The sequence below is a fragment of the Bacillus sp. V33-4 genome, from assembly GCF_002860225.1.
GTDB lineage: Bacteria > Bacillota > Bacilli > Bacillales > Cytobacillaceae > Bacillus_BJ > Bacillus_BJ canaveralius.
On record NZ_PGVC01000035.1, the window covers coordinates 1 to 23,794 of the forward strand.

Genomic DNA, 23,794 nt, shown 5'->3' on the forward strand with positions numbered 1-23,794 from the left:
AACACAAAACAGCTCCTTTCATGAGGCACCGCCGGCTAAATAGCAGAAGGATACCGCACACAACAAGAAGCTGAAAGAAGCATCTTTAATCCATTCGGTAACCCGGCTGTCATGGCATCTGCTTTAGACCCGTGGCTTTGCGCCTCCAACTTTCGTCGGATTTGCCTTTATCATTGGTTAATATTGTTGAATTATGTAACTTTTTTCCTGATCATATATTACTATTTTAAGTAAAACATTTCAATATTTTTCTATTAAAATTAAATATTGTCTGCAGAACAATTTGTCTTCCATACGTTTTCACCAGATGTGAGCAATGATAAACATTACCTATCCCTTTATACTCACATAATTGGCGGAGAATCCTTCCGATTTCTCTTCTGTATTTACCATATACATCTTCCTACGATATTTTGGTATAAATATGATGTGATATTTACAGTTCCATTTTGTATGTGATAAGCTTTTATCCATAGGTCAGTCTCCGGTTTTGTATATTTTTAGGCTTGAATCACTTGCTAATATACAAAATGGAGCTGACCTTTTTCATTACATAAGCATAGCTTCTTAATGCCACAGGCATAGCCTGTGATTTTTTAAACCATTAAAATAAAAAGGCTTTCAACGAAAGCCTTTTGCTTGTGTATATATTAATGTCCTCCATGTCCTCCGCCATCGGCAGATACAATTTCCAGCATCATATCAATCATGCCCTGGTTTTCCATGGTCACTTCTTTGCCCGACCCGATAATAAATGCATGATTGTATGGCCCGACTGTTGGATCATCGGTAAATTTCGGTTGTAATTGGCCGAGGAATTCATGTGTCTCCCCAGTTAATTCACCATCTTTAAGCCAGATTATCGGAGCGTGCTTGCCAAGATGGGCGAACGGCGCCCCGGCAATTGCATAGTCGGCGCTTTTTGTTGAGACGAAGCCTAGTCCATGACCCGGTTCTGTAAGACCCCAGCCAAATCCCGTCTGCTCATCTTTAAATCTCGCAAAAGCGATTGAAGCCGCAGCCGGAGTTTCTCCTTCTATTCTCGTTATGGTCCCATATTTATCTAAGTCATTGAAAATGTCATTTGAAATCGCGGATTCCGGTCCGAGCACATAAATATTGGCATTATTATTCCTAAGCTCCAGCGCTTCCCTGGTCGCATCGGGAATCCCGTCTTTTGTCACATATAGTACAGGCTCCGGCATGTGGGCAATCCAGTTTCCGGCAATAAGAGAAAATAGTTTTGCCTCCTCTTCAGCTGACACAATAATCAAACCTTGCGGAAGTTCTCCGGATACATCAGCATATTTTTGGTCGGCTGCTTTGGCAAACTCCGCCGGATCATCACCTTTAATTTGTTCAACGGAAAAATCATCAAGCTGATCCAACACTTTTTTGCTTGGATTTCCCACTACCATTACCTCTGTGCCATCGACATTTCCAGTCGGAGCAAGGCGCTCCAACTCAGCTAAAGTCGCCTCCGGGATTTCATCGTCCTCATAAAACAAGACTGGCCCGTTGTTTGGATGATGGATTAACGTTGTCGCCGCAAGTGAAATTTGCCAGTTATCGGTTGGGACGAGTATAACCGCACCAGGCTTGTTTTCATCATGAGTCGCCGGCCACACTGTATTTGAAACTTTAACCGCAGCATCTACTAAATTTGCCGCATCAAGTCTCGTTACGTTTTTTGTGCTGCTAACCTCCGAAGAACTATCAGAAGTCCCACTGCCTTCTTTATGGTTCGTGTCACCATGATCCATTCCATCCATATTTTCCGATTGATCCTTGTTTTCATTTTGATTGTTATTATTATCATTCGTACATGCGACCAAGCCAATCGCTAATAAAGCAACTAAACATATTGCCAGAAACTTTTTCATTTTGAAACTCCTTTCGTTACTATGACTACAGTAAAAAGATACAGCAAGCTTTTGCAGAAATTGTGCAGTAAGCTCGCAGCTTACTGAAAAATGGTTCTAAATATGTATACAGACAACTTCTTTCATTCTAAAATGAATGAGATTATTCTGCACAGAATCTCCAAATTTATTAAATATAATGAAAAAATAGATTGAAGAAGGTGAGCCACCAATGAACAAGCTTTCGATCAAGCTGGGAACAGTATTTTTTCTGATCATCTTTGGCCTTGAAACATTTATGTTTTTCTTTTTGCATTCGGCGATTGTCGATTCACGCATAGAAGAAGAGCTGCTTTCATTACAGGCAAGGGGGAACTCACACAGAGCCATTCTCGAAAAACATTTCGACTCACAAACCATATCGCATGTTACTTTGATGGAGTCTGAAGCGGATACGGATGTTGTCATTACGAACACAGCCGGGGAAATTCTTGACTCTTCAGCCCAAACCCAGCCCTTAACTAAATATTTAAAATCACAACCTTCTAATATTTCGCGCAAAGGACGAATTGTAGAAGATAACTGGCAGGATGAGCCTTTCATTGCGACCATCAGTCCAGTCGAAGTCGATGGGCAGATTGTCGGAAATGTGTTTATGTTTCAAAATACAGAATCTGTGCATTCGTTAATTGAACGTCTGAATGAACACTTTTTATTGGCAGGCTTAATAGCGGTTTCCCTAACTTTTATTATCATTGTCTTTCTTTCAAAAGCACTCACTAAACCGCTGATTAAAATGAAAGAAGCGAAGTCGCAAATAAGTCAAGGCGACTTCTCTGTTACACTGCCCAAAACAGGAAACGACGAACTCGGGGATCTGGCGCAATCGATTGAGTTGCTGGCAACTGACCTGAATTATTTAACACAAGAGCGCAATGATTTTTTAGCAAGCATCTCCCATGAGCTCAGGACCCCTTTAACATATATAAAAGGATATGCAGACATTGTTCATAAGCGAAAACTATCGGGGGAGGAACGGGAAAAATATTTACAAATTATTCTCGAAGAGACGAACCGGCTTTCAGCATTGATTAAGGATCTATTTGAACTTGCGAAAATCGACAAAAATTCATTTGTTATTCAAAAAAGGACCATTGATTTGAACGATTTTTTTAAAAAAGTTGAAAAGAAATTTTCCCCTGCTTTCCGGGAGAAAAATATGATTTTAATAGTGAAGTGCCCTTCTGATTTGTTTCTGGAGGCCGATCCTTCAAGACTTGACCAAATAGTTTTTAATTTACTGGATAATTCGATTAAGTATTCTCCTTCAGGGACGAAAACGATTGTTACAGTAAGAAAAAAGAAAGAAGCAGTCCATATAATAATTAAAGACAACGGCAAAGGAATACCTAAAGATGATATACCATACATCTTTAACCGCTTTTATCGAGTAGACAAAGCGCGGACGAGAGCTCTGGGAGGATCAGGCCTCGGTCTCGCGATTGTTAAAGAGCTGGTTCATGCTCACGGCGGTACAATTACTGTTAAAAGCATTGAAAATGAAGGTACAGAATTCGAGTTAATATTTAAGGGAGCCGATTGACGGTCAATTACCCCCGCCAATTCTCACGAATTGGAAGGGGCTTGCAAAGCCATGCAAGCCATGTTGACTAGCCTAAGTCACAAAATGTGTGTGACTACGTTGGACAGGTCACGACACCTTACGGTGCGAATCCTAGCTGTAAGCCCTGTCGTTTGTGATTAAAAGCCCTAAAGGGTTGTGGGCGGTGTTGCAAGCATGACAAGCCTTTCCAACATTGGCAAAGGATAACTGACTCCATACATTGATTGTAGGAGGTACGCTAACCATGCTAGTGTACGTGATTAACAAGCACGGCAAGCCTTTGATGCCGTGCAAGCCAAGGAAAGCAAGAAGCACTGCAAAGGGAAATCCAAGGACAAAATCCTAAATGTGCATCATATCGAAAGCCGGAAAACAGGTGGGGACAGCCCGGACAACCTCATAACATTATGTGAAACTTGCCATGATTACATTCACTCCAATGAGTTGGAACATTTATTCACTCGAAAAAGTCTCACCCTTCGGGATACCTCACAAATGACCGTGATGCGTTGGTTCATCTATAATGGTTTAAAGAAAGTATTCGAGGGTGCAAACATTACGTATGGCTACATCACGAAGAACACCCGAATTAGAAGTGGACTGGAGAAATCCCATCTAGTGGACGCACGATGTATCAGCGGGAACCCGCTTGCCGTACCGCCGCACCACATATACTTCATCAAACAAGTCCGCAAGAACAACCGCCAGCTTCATAAAGCGACCATATTAAAAGGCGGCAAACGAAAATCAAACTAGGCAGAGCGATGGGTGAAAGGGTTCCAGCTTTTTGACAAAGTAGAATTTGAGGGAGCCGTCTGTTTCATATTCGGACGGCGTATGTCCGGTTACTTCGACCTTCGCCAGTTAGATGGAACGGTCATCCACCGTAGTGCAAGCTATAAGAAACTCAAACCGCTCAAAAGAGCGAGTACATGGCTTATCGAAAGGAGAGAAGGGCAATTCCTCCCCGTCTAAACGCTACCGCGTTTTAGACGGGGTCTCCTTGCCCGAACTGCGATGAAAACCATTTTACTAGTAGATGACGAGCCAATGATGCTCGATTTGTTATCCTTGTATATTTCCCCCCGGGGATATCATTGTATTAAAACCGGGTCAGCGCTCGATGCGATTGAATATTTAGAGTCTAATCCAGCAGATCTGATCCTCCTCGATGTGATGATGCCTGAAATGGACGGTTGGGAAGCCTGCCAGGAAATTCGAAAGCACTGGGATATCCCAATTATTATGCTTACTGCCAGAAGCGAAAAAAACGATATTGTGAAAGGATTAAACATCGGAGCGGATGATTACATTGCCAAACCGTTTGATGAGGAAGAGCTGATGGCAAGAATTGAAGCGGTATTAAGGAGAAAAAAGAGTGAAACCGGAAGGGTTTCATTTCAGGGTCTCTTGCTGGATCACGACTCTTTTGAGCTTAAATATCACAATGTTGAGATCCCGCTGACACCGAAAGAATTTGCAATGATGAGTCTGTTTTTGAACAACCAAAACAAAGTATTTACCAGGGAACATTTAATCACTTCCATTTGGGGTTACGGTGTCGCAACCGAAGACCGGACGATCGACTCCCATGTAAGAAATTTACGGGAAAAACTTCGCAAAGCCGGGTTTCCCGCCGATGATTACTTAATTACAGTCTGGGGTGTCGGATACAAATGGTCCGGGAAAGAATAGGGAATGGATGACTTCTTGCTTGAGTGGTTCCCTGTTAATCCAATTGTCGCGGCTTTGATCAGCATAGTCTTTAATATTGCGATAGCGATTTCAGGTGTTGTCCCGAGCGCTTTCATTACCGCAGGCAATATTGCGTTTTTCGGCTTTGAAACCGGATTGATTGTTTCAATTGCAGGTGAGGCAGCAGGAGCGATCGTCAGCTTTGTGATTTATCGAAAAGGGATCAATAAATTTACAACTGATCGGAAAATGAAGAATACGTTTTTGCGAAAGCTGATAAATACTGGAGGGGTTGAGGCAGCCATTCTCGTACTTTTGCTGAGAATATTGCCGTTCGTTCCTTCTGGTGCAGTTACACTGGCAGCGGCGTTGAGTAAAATGGGGCTGATTTCCTTCAGTATTGCGAGCACTGTCGGTAAAGCTCCGTCCTTATTGATTGAAGCCTACTCAGTTAACACTGTGTTTAATTTGAAAATGGAGTGGCAGCTGGGGATTTTGATTTTTGTTATTGTTGTATTATTTGCATATTTCGTTAGGAAAAGAAGAAAGATTAAACAGGAAATCGCCGAAGAATGAGAGTTGAACTGGCTTTTATTTCACATAGAACTTTCACAACTTCTCGATAAATTCTCCATTTGTTTAAGGTATTCTTGGATCAAGAAAGGAGATGCTAAAAATGAAAAAATTAGCAATTGGGATTTTAAGTGCAGCCTTTATTTTCGGAGCAGGAACGTATGCTTTTGCACAGGCAAACAATGATGGCGAAGGAACAATAAACTTTGGCCAAATGAAACCAAAAATGGAGGAAATGCATCCTGATTTATCCGAGAAGGAATTGAAAGATATGTATGATTCCTGCCATGGCAACGGAGGAACAATGAGAGAAGAGAAAACGGATAATATGATGAATGACAATAACAGCATGATGAACAACTTATAAGCAGGGGTTACTTTATTTTTTGGATTGGCTTTTGCCAATCCTTTTTTGCTCAACAAAAAGCATTAGAAGAACGCTCCTCTAATGCTTTCCTGCTTAACTGCGAATCAATTTTGCAATTCGCCTTTTTCCATTAAGGTACTCCAATTTTCTCCTCCGTCTTCTGACACAAGAAGATTATTTTCAAATGTGACGACCGCTATTTTATTTGGCTCCTTTGGATGGATGCCAAAATAGGAGACGGCATCTTTTCCGAGATCCAACCCGATCTTCTCCCAGGTTTGTCCGCTATCCTTGCTCTTCATGATACCTGCTTCCGCTTCTGTTATTGAATAGCTGATCAGCTCTGATGAACCAGGGATGACGCTGATCGCGGTAATCAACCGGCTCGGATCAGCGGGCTTCCATGTCTTGCCGCCATCTTCAGATCGAAAAACTCCTTCGTTTGTACCGGCTATCAATACATTTTCATCATCCGGCAGGGAAAGCAGCGAATACATGCCATGCAAGTCATCAGGCAGTCCTGTGGCTTTCAGCCTTTCCCAATTTTCTCCCCGGTCCGTGCTCTTATAAATACCTGCCTTATAGTCCCCGCTATCCATCTGGTTTACCCCGTAAATCATTTCGGGGTTATGATAATTTGAAGAGAGAATATGAAAATCTACTTTTCCTAGCAAAGCTTTAGTTTCCCATTTTTTTCCGTTATTAGTGCTTTCCAAAACTCCAAGCGGATTGGGGAGGTCAGATTTAGCGCCCGGATGTCCGCTCGTCAGCATCGTGCCGTCTGATTGGACATGAAAGCCCATAAAATCAAAATCCGTGTTTCCGGCTGTTACCCAATCTTTGCCCTCATTTTTAGTCATAATCATTCCCTCATGTGAGGCCACATAGATCGAATTATTTTCTGTATAGGCAAGGCCGTGGATATGCTCCACTTTATACCCGCTTTCAAGAGTTTTCTCGTCGCCATTACCACTTTCATTGCTGCAGCCTGATATAAGTATTGCTCCTGTTGCGATTAACCCTGCCAGTATTTTAATTTTCATTATTGTGTGTCTCCTTTTGCTATTATCCTACCCGGTGTGCCATTGGCAATGAAAACATGTAAAGATTTGCTACTGTCAGAACGAGCATCAGTCCATAATAAGGCGCCAATTGCTTAAAAGTCCCTTTATTGCCGATTCGATAAACCGTATAGCCCGACCCTGCAAAGCCAAGCAAAATGATTGCATATTGTATCAATTGAACGGCAGAGACAGACGCAAGGCTTAAATCACCGCTCATTTTGATTCCAAACAATGCTGCCGAATTAAACCAGATTGCTTTTCCTTCAGTAAGAATATGAAAAAGATTGTGGCCTAAATGTCCGGCTAGGTCCAATGGAATAATCGCATAGCCGAATTTCACAAAATTTTCTTTTACCTTTGTCGCGTTTCCCTTCAATGCAGCAAGCTTGGCTGTCCCTAACAACAGAAAAATCGGGATTACCATCGAAATCACATAAGCAACAGTAAAGTTTACCGTGTAATTGGTTGTGTTCGTAAAAATGCCAATCACCCGTAAAATATCTTCCCAGATTGAAAGCATCGTGATATTTTGAACAAACACGATTCCCATAATGACGGCTGCCAGTGAGGCATGTTCCAGCTTGGGATTTTTTATTCCCCATAATTCCTTGGTCGGGACTCTCATTGTGACTTTAATCGAATTGTTCGGACATGATTTAACACAGTTTGCACAGAGGTTGCAATCCGCGCTTGAATCCATTGTGCGTACATACTGGAACATCGGGCAGCCTTCCACTTTTTCATTACCCTTATAACATGATTGCGTTTTGCAAGTCCGGCATATTTCCGGAGTTCCCCTTAATTGCAGCATCCCTGAGCGGGAATAGTTGCCTGCTAATCCGCCAAGGAAGCAAAGAGTTTTACAAAATGTCCTTCTCTCATATAAAACTGATGTGATGACAACCATTGTGACAAGAATCAGCAGCAAGTATCCGGACCCTCTAGGCGATTCAACGATCCCCCAGACATGGTCGCTCCATGTAATCATAATAAAAAAAAGGTCAATCAGCCAGATTCCATACTTTTTTAAAAACTTCGGCATCGGCTTTTCACTGCCCGTAAACTTTCTGACAAGATCGCTCAGTTTGCCGAATGGACAAACCGCACACCAAAACCGGCCCGCGACAATAAACAGAACGGGCACAATCGGCCACCACAGCACCCACGTCATCGACGTACCAAAATTACTATGCGAGCTGGCGGTGCCGGCAACCAATTGGAATACGATCACCGAAAAAACAATAAAGGCCGTCCATTGAAAGATTCCTGGATACCATTGGCTTTTCATAAATTTTTTAATCATTGGTATATCTAAAAGGTTAAAAGGCTGCTTGGATGAATTAAGCTTTTTTTCGGGCATCGACATGCGGCTGAACCTTCTTTCTCAGTCTTTTATTCCACAAGCCTGCAATTAGAAACGAAAAATTGATTGCTCCAAAAGTGCCTAACACCTTATAATTTGGTGGAGTTTCAATCACTGTTTCGTCCGCATGCCCATGCGTTCCTTCTTCACTATGTACAGTTTCACCGGAGTCATCCACCGGATCAGTATGCTCCGCTTCATGATCTGCCTTTCCATTATGCTGTTCATGTACGTTCTGATTTGAATGTCCTGAGTGTTCACCATCAAGACCCTGATTACCATTTCTGAACGCTTCGGTATCCTCTATAATGCTTTTTTCATCCGTATGCCCTGCATCTGCCAATGCAAAAGAAATAGGAAATAACAATAAGACCATCGCATTTAATAAAAAAATGAACCCCAACCTCAACACTCTTTCACCGCCTTAAGTTAACTTTCCTAAATCTAATAAAATATGTTGCAGAAACTGTGCTTTTTTTATGGATAATTGGTGACAGCGATGAGTTATATTACATTTTAGGAGAAAGCCAATGGAAAAGCCTGTCCACCATTTGGTGAGCAGGCTTTTGTATGGGCGCTTATGAGGCCATTTTTCGACACTCTTCCGCACATTTGTAACAAGCTTCGGCACATTTTTGGCAGTGGTCATGATCATGCTTTTTGCACTCATTTCCGCACGCCTCGCAAATGTCGGCGCATAACTGGCAAATTTGTTTGGCAAACGGACTATTTGATTGCATCGCTTGTGCCGCAAACGCACAAATATCGGCGCATTCCCGGTCGAGGCGGATGCAGTCTGCCATCATCTTTACGTCTGTTTCCTGTAAACATGCATCAAAGCAAACATTGCAGGCTTCCATACATTCGAGACAGGCTTTAATACATTGTTCATGAGTTAAACTCATCATAACATCCCCTTAAATAAGATTTGTGTTCTTTAAAGTTTTCCCCTGTGATAAATGGAATAAACTGCATAAAAAATGCATATTTAAGTTGATAAAAAAGAAGAAAGGAATATAATCACCTTCCTTCTTTTTTCTTTATTTACAAATTCTTCGAACGAAAAAGCCCACGCAGGGCCTAGCCCGTCTTTAGACGTGGGATGAAAGTGAGGTCAGACAAGAGGTAGTTTTTGCTACCTCAATTGTCTGAAAAGATGCTACCGTTACACCGTAAGGTGTAGGACTTGCGCCTTTAGGCGTGGGAGTCTCAATTATGAATACTTTCCGCATACCTGAATTTCGCATATCCCTTCCATCTTCTGAAGCCAATCAAGAAAGTGGCCGTTACAATAAGGAACAGAGACATCATCTGGGCGATCCGTAACGTATCAGTCAGCATTAAACTATCGGTTCTTAAGCCTTCGATAAAGAACCTGCCGATTGAATACCAAATGACGTATGAAAGAAATAGCTCTCCTTGTTTAGGCTGAAACTTCCTAAGAAAAATCAGTAAAACAAATCCGCTCAAATTCCAAATTGATTCATAAAGGAATGTCGGGTGATGATAGGCGCCATTTATATACATTTGATTAATGATAAACTCCGGCAGATTTAAACCTTCCAAAAAGGATCGTGCAACTTCTGTACCATAGGCCTCCTGGTTCATAAAGTTGCCCCAACGCCCGATCGCCTGCCCGAGAATAATGCTTGGTGCCGCAATGTCAGCAAGTTTCCAAAATGAGATTCCCTTCTTTTTCGCAAAAACAACTGCTGTCACTGCACCACCGATTAAGGCACCATGAATCGCGATGCCGCCTTCCCAAATCGCAACGATTTCTCCAGGATTTTCTGCGTAATACTCCCATTTAAATAGAACATAATAAATTCTTGCACTAATAATCGAGATCGGGATCGCCCACAGCAATAAGTCGGAAAAAATATCTTTATTGAGACCAAGCTTCTGGGACTCCTTTGTGGCAAGCAGCCAGCCCAATAATAATCCTGTTCCTATTATAATGCCGTACCAATAAACAGTGATTGGACCAAGTTCAAAAGCCACTCTGTTGAGATGCTGCATTTGTTCCATAACTCCTTTGCCTCCTTTTCACTTTTAAAAAAATATTAGCATAGCAACAGTTTAAATCATCGATATCAAGATTTTGTGCAATACCAAAACTTTTGTAGATGATTTGAAAATATAATTTTCCAGTTATTTAGCTGCAAAACCGTTGCTCATTTAAGCAACGGCTTTCATCTGCTAAGATTCTTTTCTCACAATTGATGAAAGAGCATCGATTTCTTTACGCAGCTTTGCATTTTCGGTCTCCAGATTGTCCACTTTATTATTGAAATCCTTCGAACTGTGTGAATCATGATGTTTGTGTCCCCCTCCGTGCCCCTTCATACAAAAGATCATCATAAGCGGACAAAGTAATAACACCAGATATGACAGCCATTCCATTTTTATCACTCCTCTTTTCTTTATCATATAAAATAATAATGGATTTTTTATCGAGAAAATTTGTATAGACTTTAACATTCACCTGGCTCTTGATCGATCTTTTCGTAAATTCTCTGCTACCTTCCTGGCAGAACATCCATCGGATTCAGTAGTTTGCCATTATAATAGACTTCAAAATCGAGATGGATTCCTGTTGAGAACCCGGTAGAACCCATGATACCAATCTTACTTCCCTGGCTGACTGCTTCTCCAGCATTTACATTTAAAGAATCCATGTGTGAATATTGAGTTTTATATCCGTTGTTATGTTCAATAACAATCGTGTTCCCATAACCATTTTTCCAGCCCGCAAAAGTGACCTTGCCACTGTCTGCCGCCAAAATGGAATAGTCCGCCGGTCTGGCAATATCGATTCCTTTATGGAAACTGCCCCAGCGCATTCCCTGATAGGTTGTGATTACTCCGCCGATCGTTGGCCAAATAAATGACCCGTTCCCATTCGCTTGTGCAACTTTGGGACTTTCTGATACAGTCCCGGCAGAACCTTGGCCATTCTGATTATTTTGGGCATCTGCAATTGATTGATTCTTTTGTTCTGTTAATTTTTTATTCTCTATTTCTGTCTTTTTATTAACAAGTATGATTCTTTCTTTTTCTAATGAAAGGACTTCGGCTTTAACAGCTTTTTCACTTTCTTGTAATTGACCAATTATGCGATTCTGCTCTTCTTTTTTTAAGTTTAAATCTTCTTTCAATTTTTCCAATTCAGCCAGCATCGCTTCTAAAGAAAGCAATTGTGCTTCCAATTCTGATTGAGTTTTTTCCAATGAATTTTTATCTGTCTCATGTTTCTCAAGAAGGTCACGGTCAGCTTCCATAATAACAGCTACTGCTCCAGCCCGGTCGACGAAATCAGTAAAGCTTTTTGCATCAAAAATAACATCTATATAACTAACTTCTCCCCCATTCTCCTGGAAAGAGCGGGCACGGTCTTTTAAGAGACCATTTCGTTTTTCGATCCGGCCTGTGATTTCACTGATTTCTTTTTGAAGCGTTTCAATTTTACTTTTTGCCTCTTCTGTTTGTTGATTTTTTTCATTTATTTGTTGAAGGGTGCCGCTGATCGCATTGTTCAGCTTCTCGACTTCCTGGCTGGCTTTCGCCTGCTCTTCCTGAAGTTTACTAATTTTGCTATTTGCCTTATTAATATTATCTTCAACGTCCGTCTGTTCAGCTTCGGTAGATTCTTGAGTCAATTCCACAGCTTTTATAGGAATTGTTTCTGCCCATAAACTTCCTATTCCCAATATGGCGGCCACTGACACGATTTTCATAGAATTTCGCAAACCTGATTCTCCTTTACGTTAATATTGTATGTACTCTTAAAATAGGACTTTTCTGATAGCTTTCTTTGCTGATAGAGGACTCTATAGTCGTCCGGCAGTCTGGTTGTTTGATCACCATTTCACAAACGATAGCTTCCTATGCTGTTTTCCAGCTTCCAGTACAACTGCCTCCTTTTCTTTTCCCATTATAAGATTAGTGTTGAAATATGGAGAATTTTAGCGTTTTTCATTTCATTTTTGTAACAAAATAAATACAAAGTGATAACATCGGCTTTTTTGGCACATAAAAAAGAGCTGATTCTCGAACATCAGCCCGGTGAATAATTCCTGTTATAATGAAGAACCCAATCAATCAAAGCCCAAATTTTTTTACGATAATTCCTTCTTAATTTGTCAGATCATTTTTTCCCCACGTAAAAATTCTTAAAGGAATATTATCAATATTTTTTAATTAATCGCTGTCGTTGCCTGAACCTTATCAGCCCACGTACTTTCCGCCTGTCTCGGATCTACGGTAACAACAGCTTAAAATAAAACCATCCTATAAAAAGAATGATTGCTGCTGATCCGGCTAACATGAATACTCTCTTATAGCCCATGGGCTCCCTCCGTTCTTCATTAATACAAATAGAATCGCAAAAAAATATGCAGATTGAATTGAAAAGATATGGAGAATTCATGAATCGCGTTCTTAATGATTAGCTGAAAATAAAACTGCCCTGGAGCAGATTCATAATTTCTGCAAAGAAATACTTTAATATATTGTCAAGGTTATATAACTTGTCCCCCCTTGTTTATATAACTCATCTAAAAAAGCGTCCGGTTACGGGCGCTTTTTATCATTCCAATTAATCCCTATCTGCACATAAACTGCAAATATTAAATATAAAATAGAGATCATTTATTTCTTAGCTATTCAGGGGGGACGCGAAGTGGCAAGCTATTATGAACGAATGATCCGGGAATACCGGGCTGATGTTGAATCTGTCTACCAAACTTGGTTCATTAATAATGATGAAAGATTGAAAGCTTTCCGGACGATTCGAAACGGGATAAAGGCAGTTGTTGAGGATATTGAGAATGATCAATTCGGGTCTGATTTTAAAGGGTCTTCTTTAGAAACCGTTGTAACTGCGATCGCAGAACAAAAGCAGGTATTTGAAGGAGCTGCACATGCTTTCTATTGGAAACCGAAGCTGCGAATCCCGGATATATACGAAAATGAAATAAATAAAAAAACTTTTGGAAGATTCCTTAAAAGCTGTCTGTATGGCACGAATGAAAAACAGCTTCTCGAAGAAGTCTATAAATTAAACGGAGAAAATATTAAAGGACTCGGACCTGCTGTCGCAAATATCCTGTACTTTCTTCATCCTACCGTTTTCCCTCCATTCAATACTGCAATAGTCAAAGGATTTAACCTGCTTTTTAATGAAAAAGCCAAGCTCGGATCATGGACGGAGTACCTTAAAATGAAAGAAGTGATCCAAAACTTTAACAAAACATATAGTTCCTTGCTGTCAAAGGATCTTGGTGCGGTTGGCGGCTTGCTTTTTGAAATTGGAATAGGAAGATTGGTGATTAGTGAAAATCACAATTTCGTCCTGAAAAATATAGAAAAACTCGAAAAAACGAATAAGAAGCGCCATTCAGAAGTTATGAACGAAGTACTTGAAAACAATGGACATTCCGAGATGCAGTACCATTTAGCCAAATTGGGAGGTTCTCTTGGTTATCGTGTCTGGATTGCAAGAAATGATCATAAGCGGGAATGGAACAATCAAAAACTTGGTGAACTGTCGGCACCGCATCTGAAACTGCAGGATATACCGTCCCAGGTAAAAGAAACAATCTCTTTAATAGATGTGTTGTGGCTCGACAGCAACGACCAAATTGTTTGTGCCTTCGAAGTTGAAAAAAGCACTTCCATCTTTTCCGGAATTCTAAGGCTCTATGATCTTGCCCTTACGATGGGGGGACACAACTGCAATTTTTACCTGGTCGCTCCAGATCAGAGAGAAAAAGAAATAAAAGCACAACTTTTAAGACCTTCCTTTCAACATTCCCAGATGTGCAATATTTCCTATATCCTTTTTCTGATCTTCGCTGTGATTGCGAGGCAATGTGCAAATTCGGCACGAACGCCAGCGTTTTAGACAAGATTGCCATGAATGTTGATACTGCTGTATAGGAGGATTCCCGGCAAAAAAAGATGTGAACCTTTCCGCGCCAAAGCCTCACTTAGGATCCATATTTTGAGTTCCTTAGTGAGGCTTTGAATTTTTTCTATAAAACAAACTATTTCTGCAGAAGGGTGTTTATTTTAATACCTTTCTAAGGGTTTCAATATTCTTTTCCATCAAGGAGAAATAATCTTCATTGCTCCTGCCTCAATCCAATCGTTTCTAATAGCTTGAAAGTAAAAATTTAAAAACTCTTTCAAGAATAGATTAGAAATTTTCTCATTTGCCTTATCAAGAAGTGCTGGAAGAACTGGAGCTATATAATCCTTTGCTATTTGCATCTCGAAATTGATAAGCCTCCCTAGATATTGATGATCGTTCCTTTCCGCCGATTTTATCTGTTCAAGCAAAACCGAACTCAGAAACGCAGTCAAACATCCCAAGTGGTCGGGATACCGTTCTTTTTCCAATGGATAATAAAATCCTGTCTTTTCAAACAGGCCGATCAGGCATAACAGATCTTGTTTTCTATCATCTTCTTCTTCCCCTTCTCTTTTGCCATAAGAAGAAAAATACGGGGAAACAAAGTAGTCTCCGGGAATACTGAAATGATTTTCATGCCAGAGCATGACCTCCTCCCGGTCATAATATTTATGAAAAGGAAAGTGAATACGAATTTCATTCGGCATATCATTAAATATTTCTTCATAACGGTCCCAGTCACCGAGCCATACAGATGTCAAAATATTTGCTAGCGCCAGTTTACCGTGCAACTCTTCCAAATTTCTGATCACTTTATTCACCTTCTCTCGCTATGCTTTTTCCACATCCACAAAAACGTCTTGCTGAGCCGGGCCGCCAGCCAACGGGTCTACTAAGTATCCCTCAAAGTAACTGTCGTCTTTGTCAGACAGGGCATTGACCGAAAAGCCCTGCCCGCGCGGCTTTGCAAATCCTGATTCCTCATGAAGCGGTTTGTTGAATTCAAACGGTACATGACCGTATTTTTTTGTGCCTTTCTCAACCTTTCCGTCAATCTTAACGTCCTCTGAACCGTAAGCAAAATGCCCAAAGCTGAAATTCGTACCGACAACCCCCGGCTTAATTCCCGGAGTAACTAACACCCTGCCTTTTATCTTTGCACTGGTTGAAGTGATGAACACTTCATCATCGGTTTTCAAGCCGCGTTTTGAGGCATCATCAGGATTCATCCACAGAAAGTTTTCTGAACGTATTTCACGGAGCCATACATTGTTTTCTGTTCTGTGGGTAGCCATATTTCTTGATTTCCAGTTAATAAATTGCAAAGGCTTCGTCGGTTTGTAAACTTCGTCATTGTATTGTCTGATTTCATCTGCAATCGGAACTCCTTCAAAGAATTCCCCCGTATATGCGCTCTTAAAACCGGCTGCTTTTTCATCATAGAAATGCACAAGATTGTTCCACTGATATTTAAGATGATTTCCTTTATACTCATCTCCCTGGGGTTCAAACCTTCCGCCTCGGTTTAATACATAAACAACTTTTCTCCATTCTTCCGGTTTTACGGCATTTCTCAATTTATTGATATCAAAATATTTACCCAAAGCATTTTTCCTTGCCTTTTCAAAGACGCTGATTTCTTCTGAATTGGCATCCTGGACCGGTTTTTGGCCGTCGAATGCTATATTGGCAATCCTTTTTAAATAATAGTCTTCCGGACTGTGAATCGGCGACCCGTCTGCAAGTGCCTGATCGCCAACACCCGGAAGCCCCATTGCTTTTAACAGGTCTATATACACTTGTTCTGTCGGGCGCGCATCAGGGACAATCCGGGTTACCGGCTGAATAACTCCCGCAAATTTATATTTTAAGATTGGGAATATATCTTCTGTATTCCAGCTTTCCAAATAGGATAAATCCGGAAGAACGAAATCCGCATATTTCGTGGATTCTCCGATAACCGTATCTGATGAAACCACCAGTTCCACTACTTTTGGATCTTTCAAGAACTTCTTCTGCATTTCTGAACGCGGTCCTGACATGATGATAGATGTTCTGTTAATGATCAAAGCTTTGATTTTATACGGATAGCCCTCCGCTGAGCTTGGCAGCACCTCCTGGATAAGGTTATTCCCTAACGGGTATCATGGTCGTTTTGCTGGATAGCCGTTTTTTACAAATAAAGATGTTTTTTCATAAGGTGTTTTCTGCCTTGATATCGGGATGCCCCATGCTTTATTTGGATTAGGTACTTTCACAAGATCATACCGGCCTTCTGTTCCTTTGAACTTGGCACTAAGTGAGGTATCTCCGCCCTTCCAGTCATGATTGCCGACCAAATGGTTCAGCATGTTAATGGCACGCACGCTGTAGTAGCCGTTTGCATGCATGGCAGGTCCGCGGTATGCATGAATGCCGACCTTTTTCCCGTGAGAGGTGAATTCCCTGGCAACCTGGGCAATTTGCTCAACTGGAACATCACAAATCTGTGAATATTCTTCCATTGTTTTTTCCATTACTTTGTCTTTAAAAATTTTGAAGACAGATTTGACCTTAATCCCATTTATGACTGTATCAACCTCTAAATCTCCGTTTACTGCTTTTGAGTGCGGAAGCGGCTTGCCGTTTTCCATAACCACAAATTCTTCTGCACCGAGGCCAAGGTCTTTGGCGCGCAGGAACGGCCGTTTTTTATCTCCAGAATTGACTAAGTAGGAAGCATCACTCCAAGTTGCCTCTCCATCTTCGGCTGCGGCCTTTTGGTTCGGGTTTCTTAAATAAATTTCATCAAAGCGGTTGTTTTCGATGATCCATCTGCACATCGCAAGCGCCAGTGCTCCATCTCCGCCTGGCTTAACCGGAATCCACATATGGGCTTTCTCAGCCGTTTTGCTGAAGCGCGGGTCAATCACGACCATTTTCATGCCCCGGTCAATCGCATTTGTCATTTGCGGAGCAAAGGTAGTTGGCCCTCGGTTTGCCACCATTGGATTTGTTCCCCAGACAAGCACAAATTCTGCGTTCTCATAATCAGGAATCATTCGTTTTTTTGTTTTTTCTGCATCATGGGAACGGACATTTCCGATAACACTGGTGATCCCGCAAGTTCCGCCGTGGTCATAGTAGTTCGCTGTCCCAAGGCTCAGTCCGGCAAGCCGGGCGATGAATTCCCTTCTGTGCCCAGACATGATCGCAATTTGATTTGATTTAGGACCGAAGTCCGGATGGTTTGTATCAATTAAGACATCTTTATACTTCTGATTAAAAGTTGTCTTATCCATGGCTCCAGACTTTAGTTTTTCCCAGTCAGCCATCACGGCTTCTTCAGGAACAAATGCCCATAGGCTTTTCAAACCGGGCGTTCCAAGATCTTTACTGCCTTCAAGGATCTCTTTATAAGCTTCTTCCCAACTGATTGATTTCCAGACTCCGCTTCCCCGTTCACCTACACGTTTCAGCGGCTTTTGAACACGATAGACATCGTAGGCGGTTTGAATACCTGCCTGACCTTTCAAACAAGTCCGAGCCCCTCTGAAGCCCCGTCCTGATTTTGCAATATCCCCTGTTCCTTTTACCGCCTGGGCAACAGGCGTATCGTAGTTTATGTGGCCGTATGGGACCATATTAATCGGGCTATATTGATTGCCGGCAATCTTGCGGATGATTGAAGAGTAAGGGCCTGCTGTACTGCCTGCTACGACATATGCCTTAATGGTGCAGGTTGAGTTGCACTGCTGGCACGAAGTAAAAATGATATTTTCGGCTGTATAATCCTGATAGTCTGTACCTGCTCCGTGTGCTTCATCAATCCAGACACCATTCATGACCTGCTTCACCGGACCGACGAAAGCAGGGCCGACAAATGCAATTGCTCCGAGTGTTCCAAGGGCTTTTAGAAATCCACGCCGCTTCATTCTTTTATCTTCCATTGTTGATCACCTCTTTTGAATTCGATGCCGTTTCTTCAATCGGCAGGAACTTTTCGCCGAAAGAGTAGATTAATAACCCCATAGCGACCACTCCAACACTGACCATCCACTCGTTAATCGTCGGGAAATAGTTGCCCCAAGGGAGTTCATGAAATACAGGCACAATGAGCGGAGGCACAACGATATTGAATCGAACGCCGATGATACCGATAACGATTAATATGGCTGCGAGCAATAGTGCGTTAACCGAATCTCTTGTTTTTTTCCAGAATACAATCGCAATCGGAATTATGGCACCGAGGAACATTTGTACTCCCCTGAACGACCAAGACAGGCTCCCTGTCATCATCGTGGCTAATGTATCAATATGCTCTTTTTCAAGACTGTACCAACTTGTTAAATATTCATAAAATTGAAGGCCAAGATCGATGATCAGAAATGCCACCATCAATTTGGCTAATGATTGAACCATATTTTTATCAATGGACTGTTTATTTATTTTTTTCTTAATAACATACATGGCGAGTAATAACGCTGTACCGGATACCATTGCGGAAACAACAAAGATAATCGGGAACAAGGCAGTGTTCCATCCCGGACGGGCTTTGACAAGAGCAAAGATCGTTCCCGTTCCGCCGTGGACACCGAAAATAGCAATTGGAATTCCGACTGTTCCTAAAATTTTCATCCACATATGGTCCCGCTTTTTAGTCAGCTCATCAATTGTTGCGTTTTTAAAGGTAAGCCATCTGGCTACTTTTCCTTTTATGGAACTTGTTTTAGTCAATCTGACTAGATCTTCTCTCATCGCAATATAAAGCTCGACACTCAGCAGGGCAATATAAACGAGATAAAAGTGGACTTCCCAGGCGAGCGGTGATGTTACATTCCAGTAGATAATGGCATTAAGCATCCGATCAGGGCGGCCAAGATCCATCAATACAAACGTTAAGGCAACGATCATGCAGACGATCGCTGTAAACAGGGCTGCTTTCCCAATCCGTTCGTATTCTTCCATGTTAAAAACATAGATGAGTGTCGATAACAAAAAAGATCCTGCACTTAAACCGACAAAGAAAATATAAAAGGCAATCCATGCTCCCCACGGAGTAATGCTTGATAGATTCGTAGCGGAAAGGCCTGTTATAAAACGATCGACAATGAAATATCCGCCCGCTGCAAAAGCGACAAATAAACATGACACCCATATTTTAAATGCTGAAGATGTTCTTGCTTGCGTATTTGTTTTAACTGCAAGATTTGCCATAATTAAATCACCCCTATCTTAAATAAATAACGCTGGGCTGCGTTCCCAGTTCTTCTTTTAGCCGGAAAGCGCGCGGACTTGCTGCAAGCTTTGAAACAATACTGTTTGGATCATTAATATCACCAAAGTAACGTGCATCCCCGATACAGGTTTCAACGCATGCCGGCTCTTCGCCGCGCTGCAAACGGTGGAAGCAGAAGCTGCATTTGCGGACCGTTCCGATTGGTGTTTTTCCTTTCTTGCGCTCACCGCGTTCCATTCCGTATTCAGGGCTTGAAACATCGTTATAGCCGGCCATTTCCTGTTCATAGCTTTCCCCGAAGTCAAAGGAGCGAGCTCCGTATGGACAGGCTACAATACAATAGCGGCAGCCGATGCAACGGTCATTGTCGATAGCAACAATTCCGTTCTCCATTTTATAAGTTGCTCTTGTCGGGCAGACCTGTGCACAGGCAGGTTTATCGCATTGCATACAGGGACGGGGCAGGTTAATCGCTTGAATGTTCGGGAAATCCCCTTCAAGCTTTTCCATGACCACATTATATGAAATTCCCGGCGGGGTCCGATTTTCTGCTTTACAGGACACCGTACATGTATCACAGCCGACACATTTTTTAAGGTCAATCACCATCACCCATTTAGGCCCGGATCCCTTTTTCGTTTCTGCTTCTGCGCCGGAAGCATAGTAGTTTCCAAACTCTTTCGTTAAAGATGCTGAATAAACTTTATGAAAATCTTCAATTTTCATTTTTCCTCCTATTACTTTTCTTGCGTCTTGAGCCATGTTCAGGCCCAGCGCTGTATCATATGGAGATTGGTTTAATTCTTTTTTTCCGTCAGGCAGCACCTTTTCAACCATTTGACCGTAATCTTCAGGCTTCATCTCCCATTTTGAAAAAAGATTCATCATTATCACCTCTTTTTTACTTGTTTAACGTTTGATTCATTTGATTCATTTCTTTAATTTCTTCGACTTCCTCCGTAATATCGCTCGTAAGCTCCCTGGCAGATTTTTTAAATTCCTTCAGTGTCTGGCCAAATGCCCGGCCAATTTCCGGCAGTTTTTTCGGTCCGAAAATAATAAGTGCCAGAACAAGAATTAAAATAAGACCGGGTATTCCGATATTAGATAACACGGTACTTCACTCCCTTAGAAAAAATTTTTTACTCATTACTTAAGATGCAAGAAGCGTGCCAACATGAAATTTTATACGGAATTTGTTTAAAAAGTTCTGGTTTAAATCCAGGCGATAGCATTTGGCCTGGTTTAAAAAACCAAAAAAAGCGATAACCGGATTAAAAAAACCGATTATCGCTATTAGATCATGTCATTTTGTCAGATTGTCCTTTATGTTACATGCCATTTTGTCATATTATTGTATAAGGCTGTAAAGCTCAATTTTTCGGTATAAGTTTCTAACACTGATACCAAGTACTTCGGCAGCTTTTGTTTTGTTCCAATGTACTTCCTTTAACACTTTCTCTATATGCACTTTTTCCAACTCGTCCAGCGTACAAAGCAAATTTTCTTCATCAGATACATTTTTTCTTTGATGAGAGAGAAGCAGATCTTCCTCTTCTATTATATTTCCTCTTGACAGTAGCAGCCCTCTTTCTACCAGATGGTGCAGCTCCCGTACATTGCCCGGAAAGCTGTAGGATTGTAATTTCTTCATGGCATCTTCCGAAAATATTTTTTCATGCTGCTTTGCCTGTGAACTAAAGTAATTGATTAATAGCGGAATATCTTCTTTTCGTTCCCGTAGCGGAGGAACAGTGATCTTTACCACATTCAAACGGTAATAAAGGTCTTCCCTGAAATGACCGTCCGCCACTTCTTTGTTCATGTCCCGATTTGTTGCTGCAACAACCCGGACCTTCACGCGGCGCTCTCTTACATCTCCTACACGCCTGAACTCTCCTGATTCGAGAAATCTGAGCAATTTGACTTGAAGGCTTAAAGGCATCTCACCCAATTCATCTAAAAATAGTGTTCCCCCATTTGCAGCTTCGACCAAGCCTTTTTTGTCCTGGTTTGCTCCGGTAAAAGCGCCTTTAATATAGCCGAATAGCTCACTTTCAAGCAGCTGTTCAGGCAGTGCTCCGGAATTAACAGCTACAAAAGGTTCATCAGCACGGCTGCTCCAGTAGTGCAGTGCTTTTGCGAAAAGTTCTTTTCCTGTTCCGCTCTCTCCTTCAATTACGACTGGAACATCACTGTCTGAAACCCGTTTCGTCAGCTCCAGGACATCCTTAAATTTAGGGCTTTGCCCGATAATATGAAACTGATTTTGTTGTTTAATAATCTTCTTGAAGCTTTCATTTTTTTCTTTTAAAATTTTATTCTCCATCGCCTTGGCTATTGTTAATTCCAGTTCTGAAAGGTTATAAGGCTTTGTTAAATAATCAAACGCTCCAAATTTCATTGCTTCAATCGCTGTCTCTATCGTTCCGTGCCCTGTCAACATTAACACTTCCATCTCGGGCTGTATTTTCTTTGTTTCTTTTAATAATGTAATCCCGTCTACAATTGGCAGCCGAATATCGTATACGGCTACATCATAATATCGTTCTTTTAATAACGGCAAAGCCATTTCCGCATTTTCTGCACTGTCTACATCATATCCTTTCCGCTTCAGACGTTTTACAAGAAGTTCAAGCAAATCCTTTTCATCATCCACGACTAAGAGCTTTACTGCAGCCATTTGTCTCTCTCCCCTGTTGTTAATCCCGACGGTAAAAGAATGTCTACCGTTGTTCCTGCTCCATGTTCACTTTGTATCTGGATGGTTCCTCCGAATTGTTGGATGATTCCATAGCATACGGATAAACCCAGTCCCGTTCCTTTACCTACCGATTTTGTTGTATAAAAAGGATCGAAAATTTTCGGCAAAACTTCTCTTGAAATCCCGGTCCCAGTATCCGCTACCTTAAGGAGAATGGAATTCCCTTCTTTTTTAGCCAATAATGTTATGGTACCCCCTTCTTCCATCGCATCCACAGCGTTGTTAATAAGGTTTACCAGCACCTGCATCAGCTTTAAGCTGTCACCGAATAATTCAGGGAGATCCTTTTCAACATTTACATCAAGCTGGATTTGATGTTTTTTTAAAGAATATTCAACCAAACTAACGCTGTTTTGAACCGTCTCGTTTATATCCACATATGATAAAGACCACTTGGATTCCCGAGAAAAATTCAGCATATTCCCAGTTATTTTCTTGCATCTCTCCGTGTTCTCTTTGATTTTATTTAAATAAGAATTTATTTCTTCTTGATCCAACTGTTCATCATTTGTGTGAATTCGGTCAAGTAAATCCTCTGCGTATGCATGTATAGTCGCAAGAGGATTATTTACTTCGTGTGCAAAGCCAGAAGCCATCAGGCCGAGCGCAGAAAGTTTATCTGTTTGAATGATTTTTTCTTCCATCTGTTTTTGTTCTGTAATGTCCTCGATCACCAAAAGAAACTCTCCTTCTTCTTCAATAGCATGGTTTAGTGGAAAAACGCGGTGCCTGAAAATTTTTTCTTCACCGTTCGCCGTTTTTTGATTCATCAATTTATCGATATTGACACCCGATTCCGGACGTGTAACAGGGCAATTTTCGCATGGAGCATTCACACCGCCAATTAAACTATAGCAAGGCAGGCTAAGCTGAGCTTCGTTTAACCAGCCCTGAAGGATCGGATTCATCCAGGTAACTTGATATTCTTTTGTCACAAGAGCTAGCCCCGCACCTATTCCGTCAACAACCACATCAAGCCGCTCTTTTTCCTGGGCCAGTCGTACCGATTTTTCCTGCAGTACCTGGCCCATTTCGTTGAAAGACTTTGCAAGCTTACCTATTTCATCGTTTCTCGCCATCTGGACAGGTTCTATTTGGTAGCCGAACTTTAAGTTTTTCATGGCTTTTTCTAAAATAACGATCGGTTTTGTAAAATTTAATCCTGAGTATATACTGATAAGACTGACGATTAGCGTTACAATCGCAACTGCCATAATCGTGTTTCGCATCATTTCATTAATGGGCTGGTAAGCTGTTGAATGTGGCTGTTCCATGACCAAAGTCCATTGGAGTTCGTCAATTTTGGTTTTTACTCCAAGCACATCCTCGGAACCAGCCACTTCCCGATCT

At 41.5% G+C, this 23,794-nt stretch carries 22 protein-coding genes, 2 pseudogenes and 1 riboswitch; of the genes and pseudogenes, 7 read left to right on the top strand and 17 right to left on the bottom strand.

Annotated elements, in window-relative coordinates; all coding sequences use genetic code 11:
- Positions 1 to 93 precede the first annotated feature (93 nt).
- Positions 94 to 176, bottom strand: a riboswitch (cyclic di-GMP riboswitch).
- A 155-nt stretch (positions 177 to 331) separates the two neighbouring features.
- Both CVD23_RS22505 and CVD23_RS13465 read right to left on the bottom strand, forming a co-directional pair.
- Positions 332 to 474 (bottom strand): annotated as a pseudogene (locus CVD23_RS22505) (transposase); the annotation flags it as partial.
- Positions 475 to 650: 176 nt separating this feature from the next.
- On the bottom strand, positions 651 to 1,883 hold the full coding sequence (locus tag CVD23_RS13465; RefSeq protein ID WP_101666296.1) for an ArsR family transcriptional regulator: 1,233 nt from the start codon (positions 1,881 to 1,883) through the stop codon (positions 651 to 653).
- Positions 1,884 to 2,094: 211 nt separating this feature from the next.
- Between CVD23_RS13465 and CVD23_RS13470 the strand changes: the two genes are divergently transcribed.
- From CVD23_RS13470 to CVD23_RS13490, 6 genes and pseudogenes are all read left to right on the top strand, one after another.
- On the top strand, positions 2,095 to 3,465 hold the full coding sequence (locus CVD23_RS13470) for a HAMP domain-containing sensor histidine kinase (RefSeq protein WP_101666297.1): 1,371 nt from the start codon (positions 2,095 to 2,097) through the stop codon (positions 3,463 to 3,465).
- Between the two features lie 309 nt (positions 3,466 to 3,774).
- Positions 3,775 to 3,912, top strand: a pseudogene (locus CVD23_RS22510) (HNH endonuclease); the annotation flags it as partial.
- A 69-nt stretch (positions 3,913 to 3,981) separates the two neighbouring features.
- Complete coding sequence (locus tag CVD23_RS22515; RefSeq protein WP_257988474.1) at positions 3,982 to 4,242, top strand: hypothetical protein; 261 nt, start codon at positions 3,982 to 3,984, stop codon at positions 4,240 to 4,242.
- Between the two features lie 261 nt (positions 4,243 to 4,503).
- Entirely contained in the window at positions 4,504 to 5,181 is a 678-nt protein-coding gene (locus CVD23_RS13480; RefSeq protein ID WP_101576165.1) for a response regulator transcription factor, read from the top strand.
- 3 nt (positions 5,182 to 5,184) lie between these two features.
- Positions 5,185 to 5,757 carry a TVP38/TMEM64 family protein gene (locus tag CVD23_RS13485; RefSeq protein WP_101666298.1) on the top strand — a complete coding sequence of 191 codons (573 nt, stop codon included), beginning with the start codon at positions 5,185 to 5,187 and terminating at the stop codon, positions 5,755 to 5,757.
- Positions 5,758 to 5,857: 100 nt separating this feature from the next.
- Entirely contained in the window at positions 5,858 to 6,121 is a 264-nt protein-coding gene (locus tag CVD23_RS13490) for a hypothetical protein (RefSeq protein WP_101666299.1), read from the top strand.
- A 104-nt stretch (positions 6,122 to 6,225) separates the two neighbouring features.
- Here the strand turns inward: CVD23_RS13490 and CVD23_RS13495 are convergent, their stop codons facing one another.
- From CVD23_RS13495 to CVD23_RS13525, 7 genes are all read right to left on the bottom strand, one after another.
- Positions 6,226 to 7,164: a F510_1955 family glycosylhydrolase gene (locus CVD23_RS13495; RefSeq protein ID WP_101666300.1), complete on the bottom strand. Its 939-nt coding sequence runs from the start codon at positions 7,162 to 7,164 to the stop codon at positions 6,226 to 6,228.
- 22 nt (positions 7,165 to 7,186) lie between these two features.
- The gene (locus CVD23_RS13500) at positions 7,187 to 8,551 is read right to left on the bottom strand and encodes a 4Fe-4S binding protein (RefSeq protein WP_101666301.1); all 1,365 of its coding nucleotides are present in this window, start codon (positions 8,549 to 8,551) and stop codon (positions 7,187 to 7,189) included.
- Entirely contained in the window at positions 8,526 to 8,951 is a 426-nt protein-coding gene (locus tag CVD23_RS13505; protein WP_101666302.1) for a hypothetical protein, read from the bottom strand. The genes CVD23_RS13500 and CVD23_RS13505 overlap by 26 nt, the downstream gene beginning before the upstream one ends.
- Positions 8,952 to 9,126: 175 nt before the next feature.
- A complete protein-coding gene (locus tag CVD23_RS13510; RefSeq protein WP_180955664.1) occupies positions 9,127 to 9,453 on the bottom strand; it encodes a four-helix bundle copper-binding protein in 327 nt (108 codons plus the stop codon).
- A gap of 304 nt (positions 9,454 to 9,757) precedes the next feature.
- Entirely contained in the window at positions 9,758 to 10,576 is an 819-nt protein-coding gene (gene lgt, locus CVD23_RS13515) for a prolipoprotein diacylglyceryl transferase (RefSeq protein WP_101576158.1), read from the bottom strand.
- Between the two features lie 171 nt (positions 10,577 to 10,747).
- Positions 10,748 to 11,029, bottom strand: coding sequence for a DUF2933 domain-containing protein (locus CVD23_RS13520; RefSeq protein WP_308314941.1), 282 nt, complete (start codon positions 11,027 to 11,029; stop codon positions 10,748 to 10,750).
- A 38-nt stretch (positions 11,030 to 11,067) separates the two neighbouring features.
- Positions 11,068 to 12,297, bottom strand: a complete 1,230-nt coding sequence (locus CVD23_RS13525) for a murein hydrolase activator EnvC family protein (RefSeq protein ID WP_101576157.1) — start codon at positions 12,295 to 12,297, stop codon at positions 11,068 to 11,070.
- A 932-nt stretch (positions 12,298 to 13,229) separates the two neighbouring features.
- Here CVD23_RS13525 and CVD23_RS13530 point away from each other — a divergent pair.
- Positions 13,230 to 14,453 carry a hypothetical protein gene (locus CVD23_RS13530; RefSeq protein WP_257988438.1) on the top strand — a complete coding sequence of 408 codons (1,224 nt, stop codon included), beginning with the start codon at positions 13,230 to 13,232 and terminating at the stop codon, positions 14,451 to 14,453.
- Between the two features lie 203 nt (positions 14,454 to 14,656).
- On the opposite strand, the gene CVD23_RS13535 is transcribed toward CVD23_RS13530, so the two are convergent.
- The 8 genes from CVD23_RS13535 to CVD23_RS13565 all read right to left on the bottom strand — a co-directional run bounded on the left by CVD23_RS13535 (position 14,657) and on the right by CVD23_RS13565 (position 23,784).
- A complete protein-coding gene (locus CVD23_RS13535; protein ID WP_101576156.1) occupies positions 14,657 to 15,274 on the bottom strand; it encodes a hypothetical protein in 618 nt (205 codons plus the stop codon).
- A gap of 18 nt (positions 15,275 to 15,292) precedes the next feature.
- Complete coding sequence (locus CVD23_RS22520; protein ID WP_257988440.1) at positions 15,293 to 16,483, bottom strand: molybdopterin dinucleotide binding domain-containing protein; 1,191 nt, start codon at positions 16,481 to 16,483, stop codon at positions 15,293 to 15,295.
- A 123-nt stretch (positions 16,484 to 16,606) separates the two neighbouring features.
- Positions 16,607 to 18,391: a molybdopterin-dependent oxidoreductase gene (locus CVD23_RS22525; protein WP_257988441.1), complete on the bottom strand. Its 1,785-nt coding sequence runs from the start codon at positions 18,389 to 18,391 to the stop codon at positions 16,607 to 16,609.
- On the bottom strand, positions 18,381 to 19,658 hold the full coding sequence (nrfD, locus tag CVD23_RS13545; protein WP_101576154.1) for an NrfD/PsrC family molybdoenzyme membrane anchor subunit: 1,278 nt from the start codon (positions 19,656 to 19,658) through the stop codon (positions 18,381 to 18,383). The genes CVD23_RS22525 and nrfD overlap by 11 nt, the downstream gene beginning before the upstream one ends.
- 13 nt (positions 19,659 to 19,671) lie before the next feature.
- Positions 19,672 to 20,565 (bottom strand): 4Fe-4S dicluster domain-containing protein, encoded by an 894-nt coding sequence (locus tag CVD23_RS13550; RefSeq protein ID WP_101576153.1) that lies wholly within the window; start codon positions 20,563 to 20,565, stop codon positions 19,672 to 19,674.
- 16 nt (positions 20,566 to 20,581) lie between these two features.
- The gene (locus CVD23_RS13555; protein ID WP_101576152.1) at positions 20,582 to 20,794 is read right to left on the bottom strand and encodes a twin-arginine translocase TatA/TatE family subunit; all 213 of its coding nucleotides are present in this window, start codon (positions 20,792 to 20,794) and stop codon (positions 20,582 to 20,584) included.
- Positions 20,795 to 21,031: 237 nt separating this feature from the next.
- Positions 21,032 to 22,363, bottom strand: a complete 1,332-nt coding sequence (locus tag CVD23_RS13560; RefSeq protein ID WP_101576151.1) for a sigma-54-dependent transcriptional regulator — start codon at positions 22,361 to 22,363, stop codon at positions 21,032 to 21,034.
- The gene (locus CVD23_RS13565; RefSeq protein WP_257988443.1) at positions 22,351 to 23,784 is read right to left on the bottom strand and encodes an ATP-binding protein; all 1,434 of its coding nucleotides are present in this window, start codon (positions 23,782 to 23,784) and stop codon (positions 22,351 to 22,353) included. The genes CVD23_RS13560 and CVD23_RS13565 overlap by 13 nt, the downstream gene beginning before the upstream one ends.
- Positions 23,785 to 23,794 lie beyond the last annotated feature (10 nt).

Excerpts from the sequence above, each read along its gene's own strand:
- CVD23_RS13465 (WP_101666296.1), bottom strand. The coding sequence starts at position 1,883 with ATGAAAAAGTTTCTGGCAATATGTTTAGTTGCTTTATTAGCGATTGGC.
- CVD23_RS13470 (WP_101666297.1), top strand. The coding sequence starts at position 2,095 with ATGAACAAGCTTTCGATCAAGCTGGGAACAGTATTTTTTCTGATCATC.
- CVD23_RS22515 (WP_257988474.1), top strand. The coding sequence starts at position 3,982 with ATGACCGTGATGCGTTGGTTCATCTATAATGGTTTAAAGAAAGTATTC.
- CVD23_RS13480 (WP_101576165.1), top strand. The coding sequence starts at position 4,504 with ATGAAAACCATTTTACTAGTAGATGACGAGCCAATGATGCTCGATTTG.
- CVD23_RS13485 (WP_101666298.1), top strand. The coding sequence starts at position 5,185 with ATGGATGACTTCTTGCTTGAGTGGTTCCCTGTTAATCCAATTGTCGCG.
- CVD23_RS13490 (WP_101666299.1), top strand. The coding sequence starts at position 5,858 with ATGAAAAAATTAGCAATTGGGATTTTAAGTGCAGCCTTTATTTTCGGA.
- CVD23_RS13495 (WP_101666300.1), bottom strand. The coding sequence starts at position 7,164 with ATGAAAATTAAAATACTGGCAGGGTTAATCGCAACAGGAGCAATACTT.
- CVD23_RS13500 (WP_101666301.1), bottom strand. The coding sequence starts at position 8,551 with ATGTCGATGCCCGAAAAAAAGCTTAATTCATCCAAGCAGCCTTTTAAC.
- CVD23_RS13510 (WP_180955664.1), bottom strand. The coding sequence starts at position 9,453 with ATGAGTTTAACTCATGAACAATGTATTAAAGCCTGTCTCGAATGTATG.
- lgt (WP_101576158.1), bottom strand. The coding sequence starts at position 10,576 with ATGGAACAAATGCAGCATCTCAACAGAGTGGCTTTTGAACTTGGTCCA.
- CVD23_RS13520 (WP_308314941.1), bottom strand. The coding sequence starts at position 11,029 with ATGTTAAAGTCTATACAAATTTTCTCGATAAAAAATCCATTATTATTT.
- CVD23_RS22520 (WP_257988440.1), bottom strand. The coding sequence starts at position 16,483 with ATGCAGAAGAAGTTCTTGAAAGATCCAAAAGTAGTGGAACTGGTGGTT.
- CVD23_RS22525 (WP_257988441.1), bottom strand. The coding sequence starts at position 18,391 with ATGGAAGATAAAAGAATGAAGCGGCGTGGATTTCTAAAAGCCCTTGGA.
- nrfD (WP_101576154.1), bottom strand. The coding sequence starts at position 19,658 with ATGGCAAATCTTGCAGTTAAAACAAATACGCAAGCAAGAACATCTTCA.
- CVD23_RS13550 (WP_101576153.1), bottom strand. The coding sequence starts at position 20,565 with ATGAATCTTTTTTCAAAATGGGAGATGAAGCCTGAAGATTACGGTCAA.
- CVD23_RS13560 (WP_101576151.1), bottom strand. The coding sequence starts at position 22,363 with ATGGCTGCAGTAAAGCTCTTAGTCGTGGATGATGAAAAGGATTTGCTT.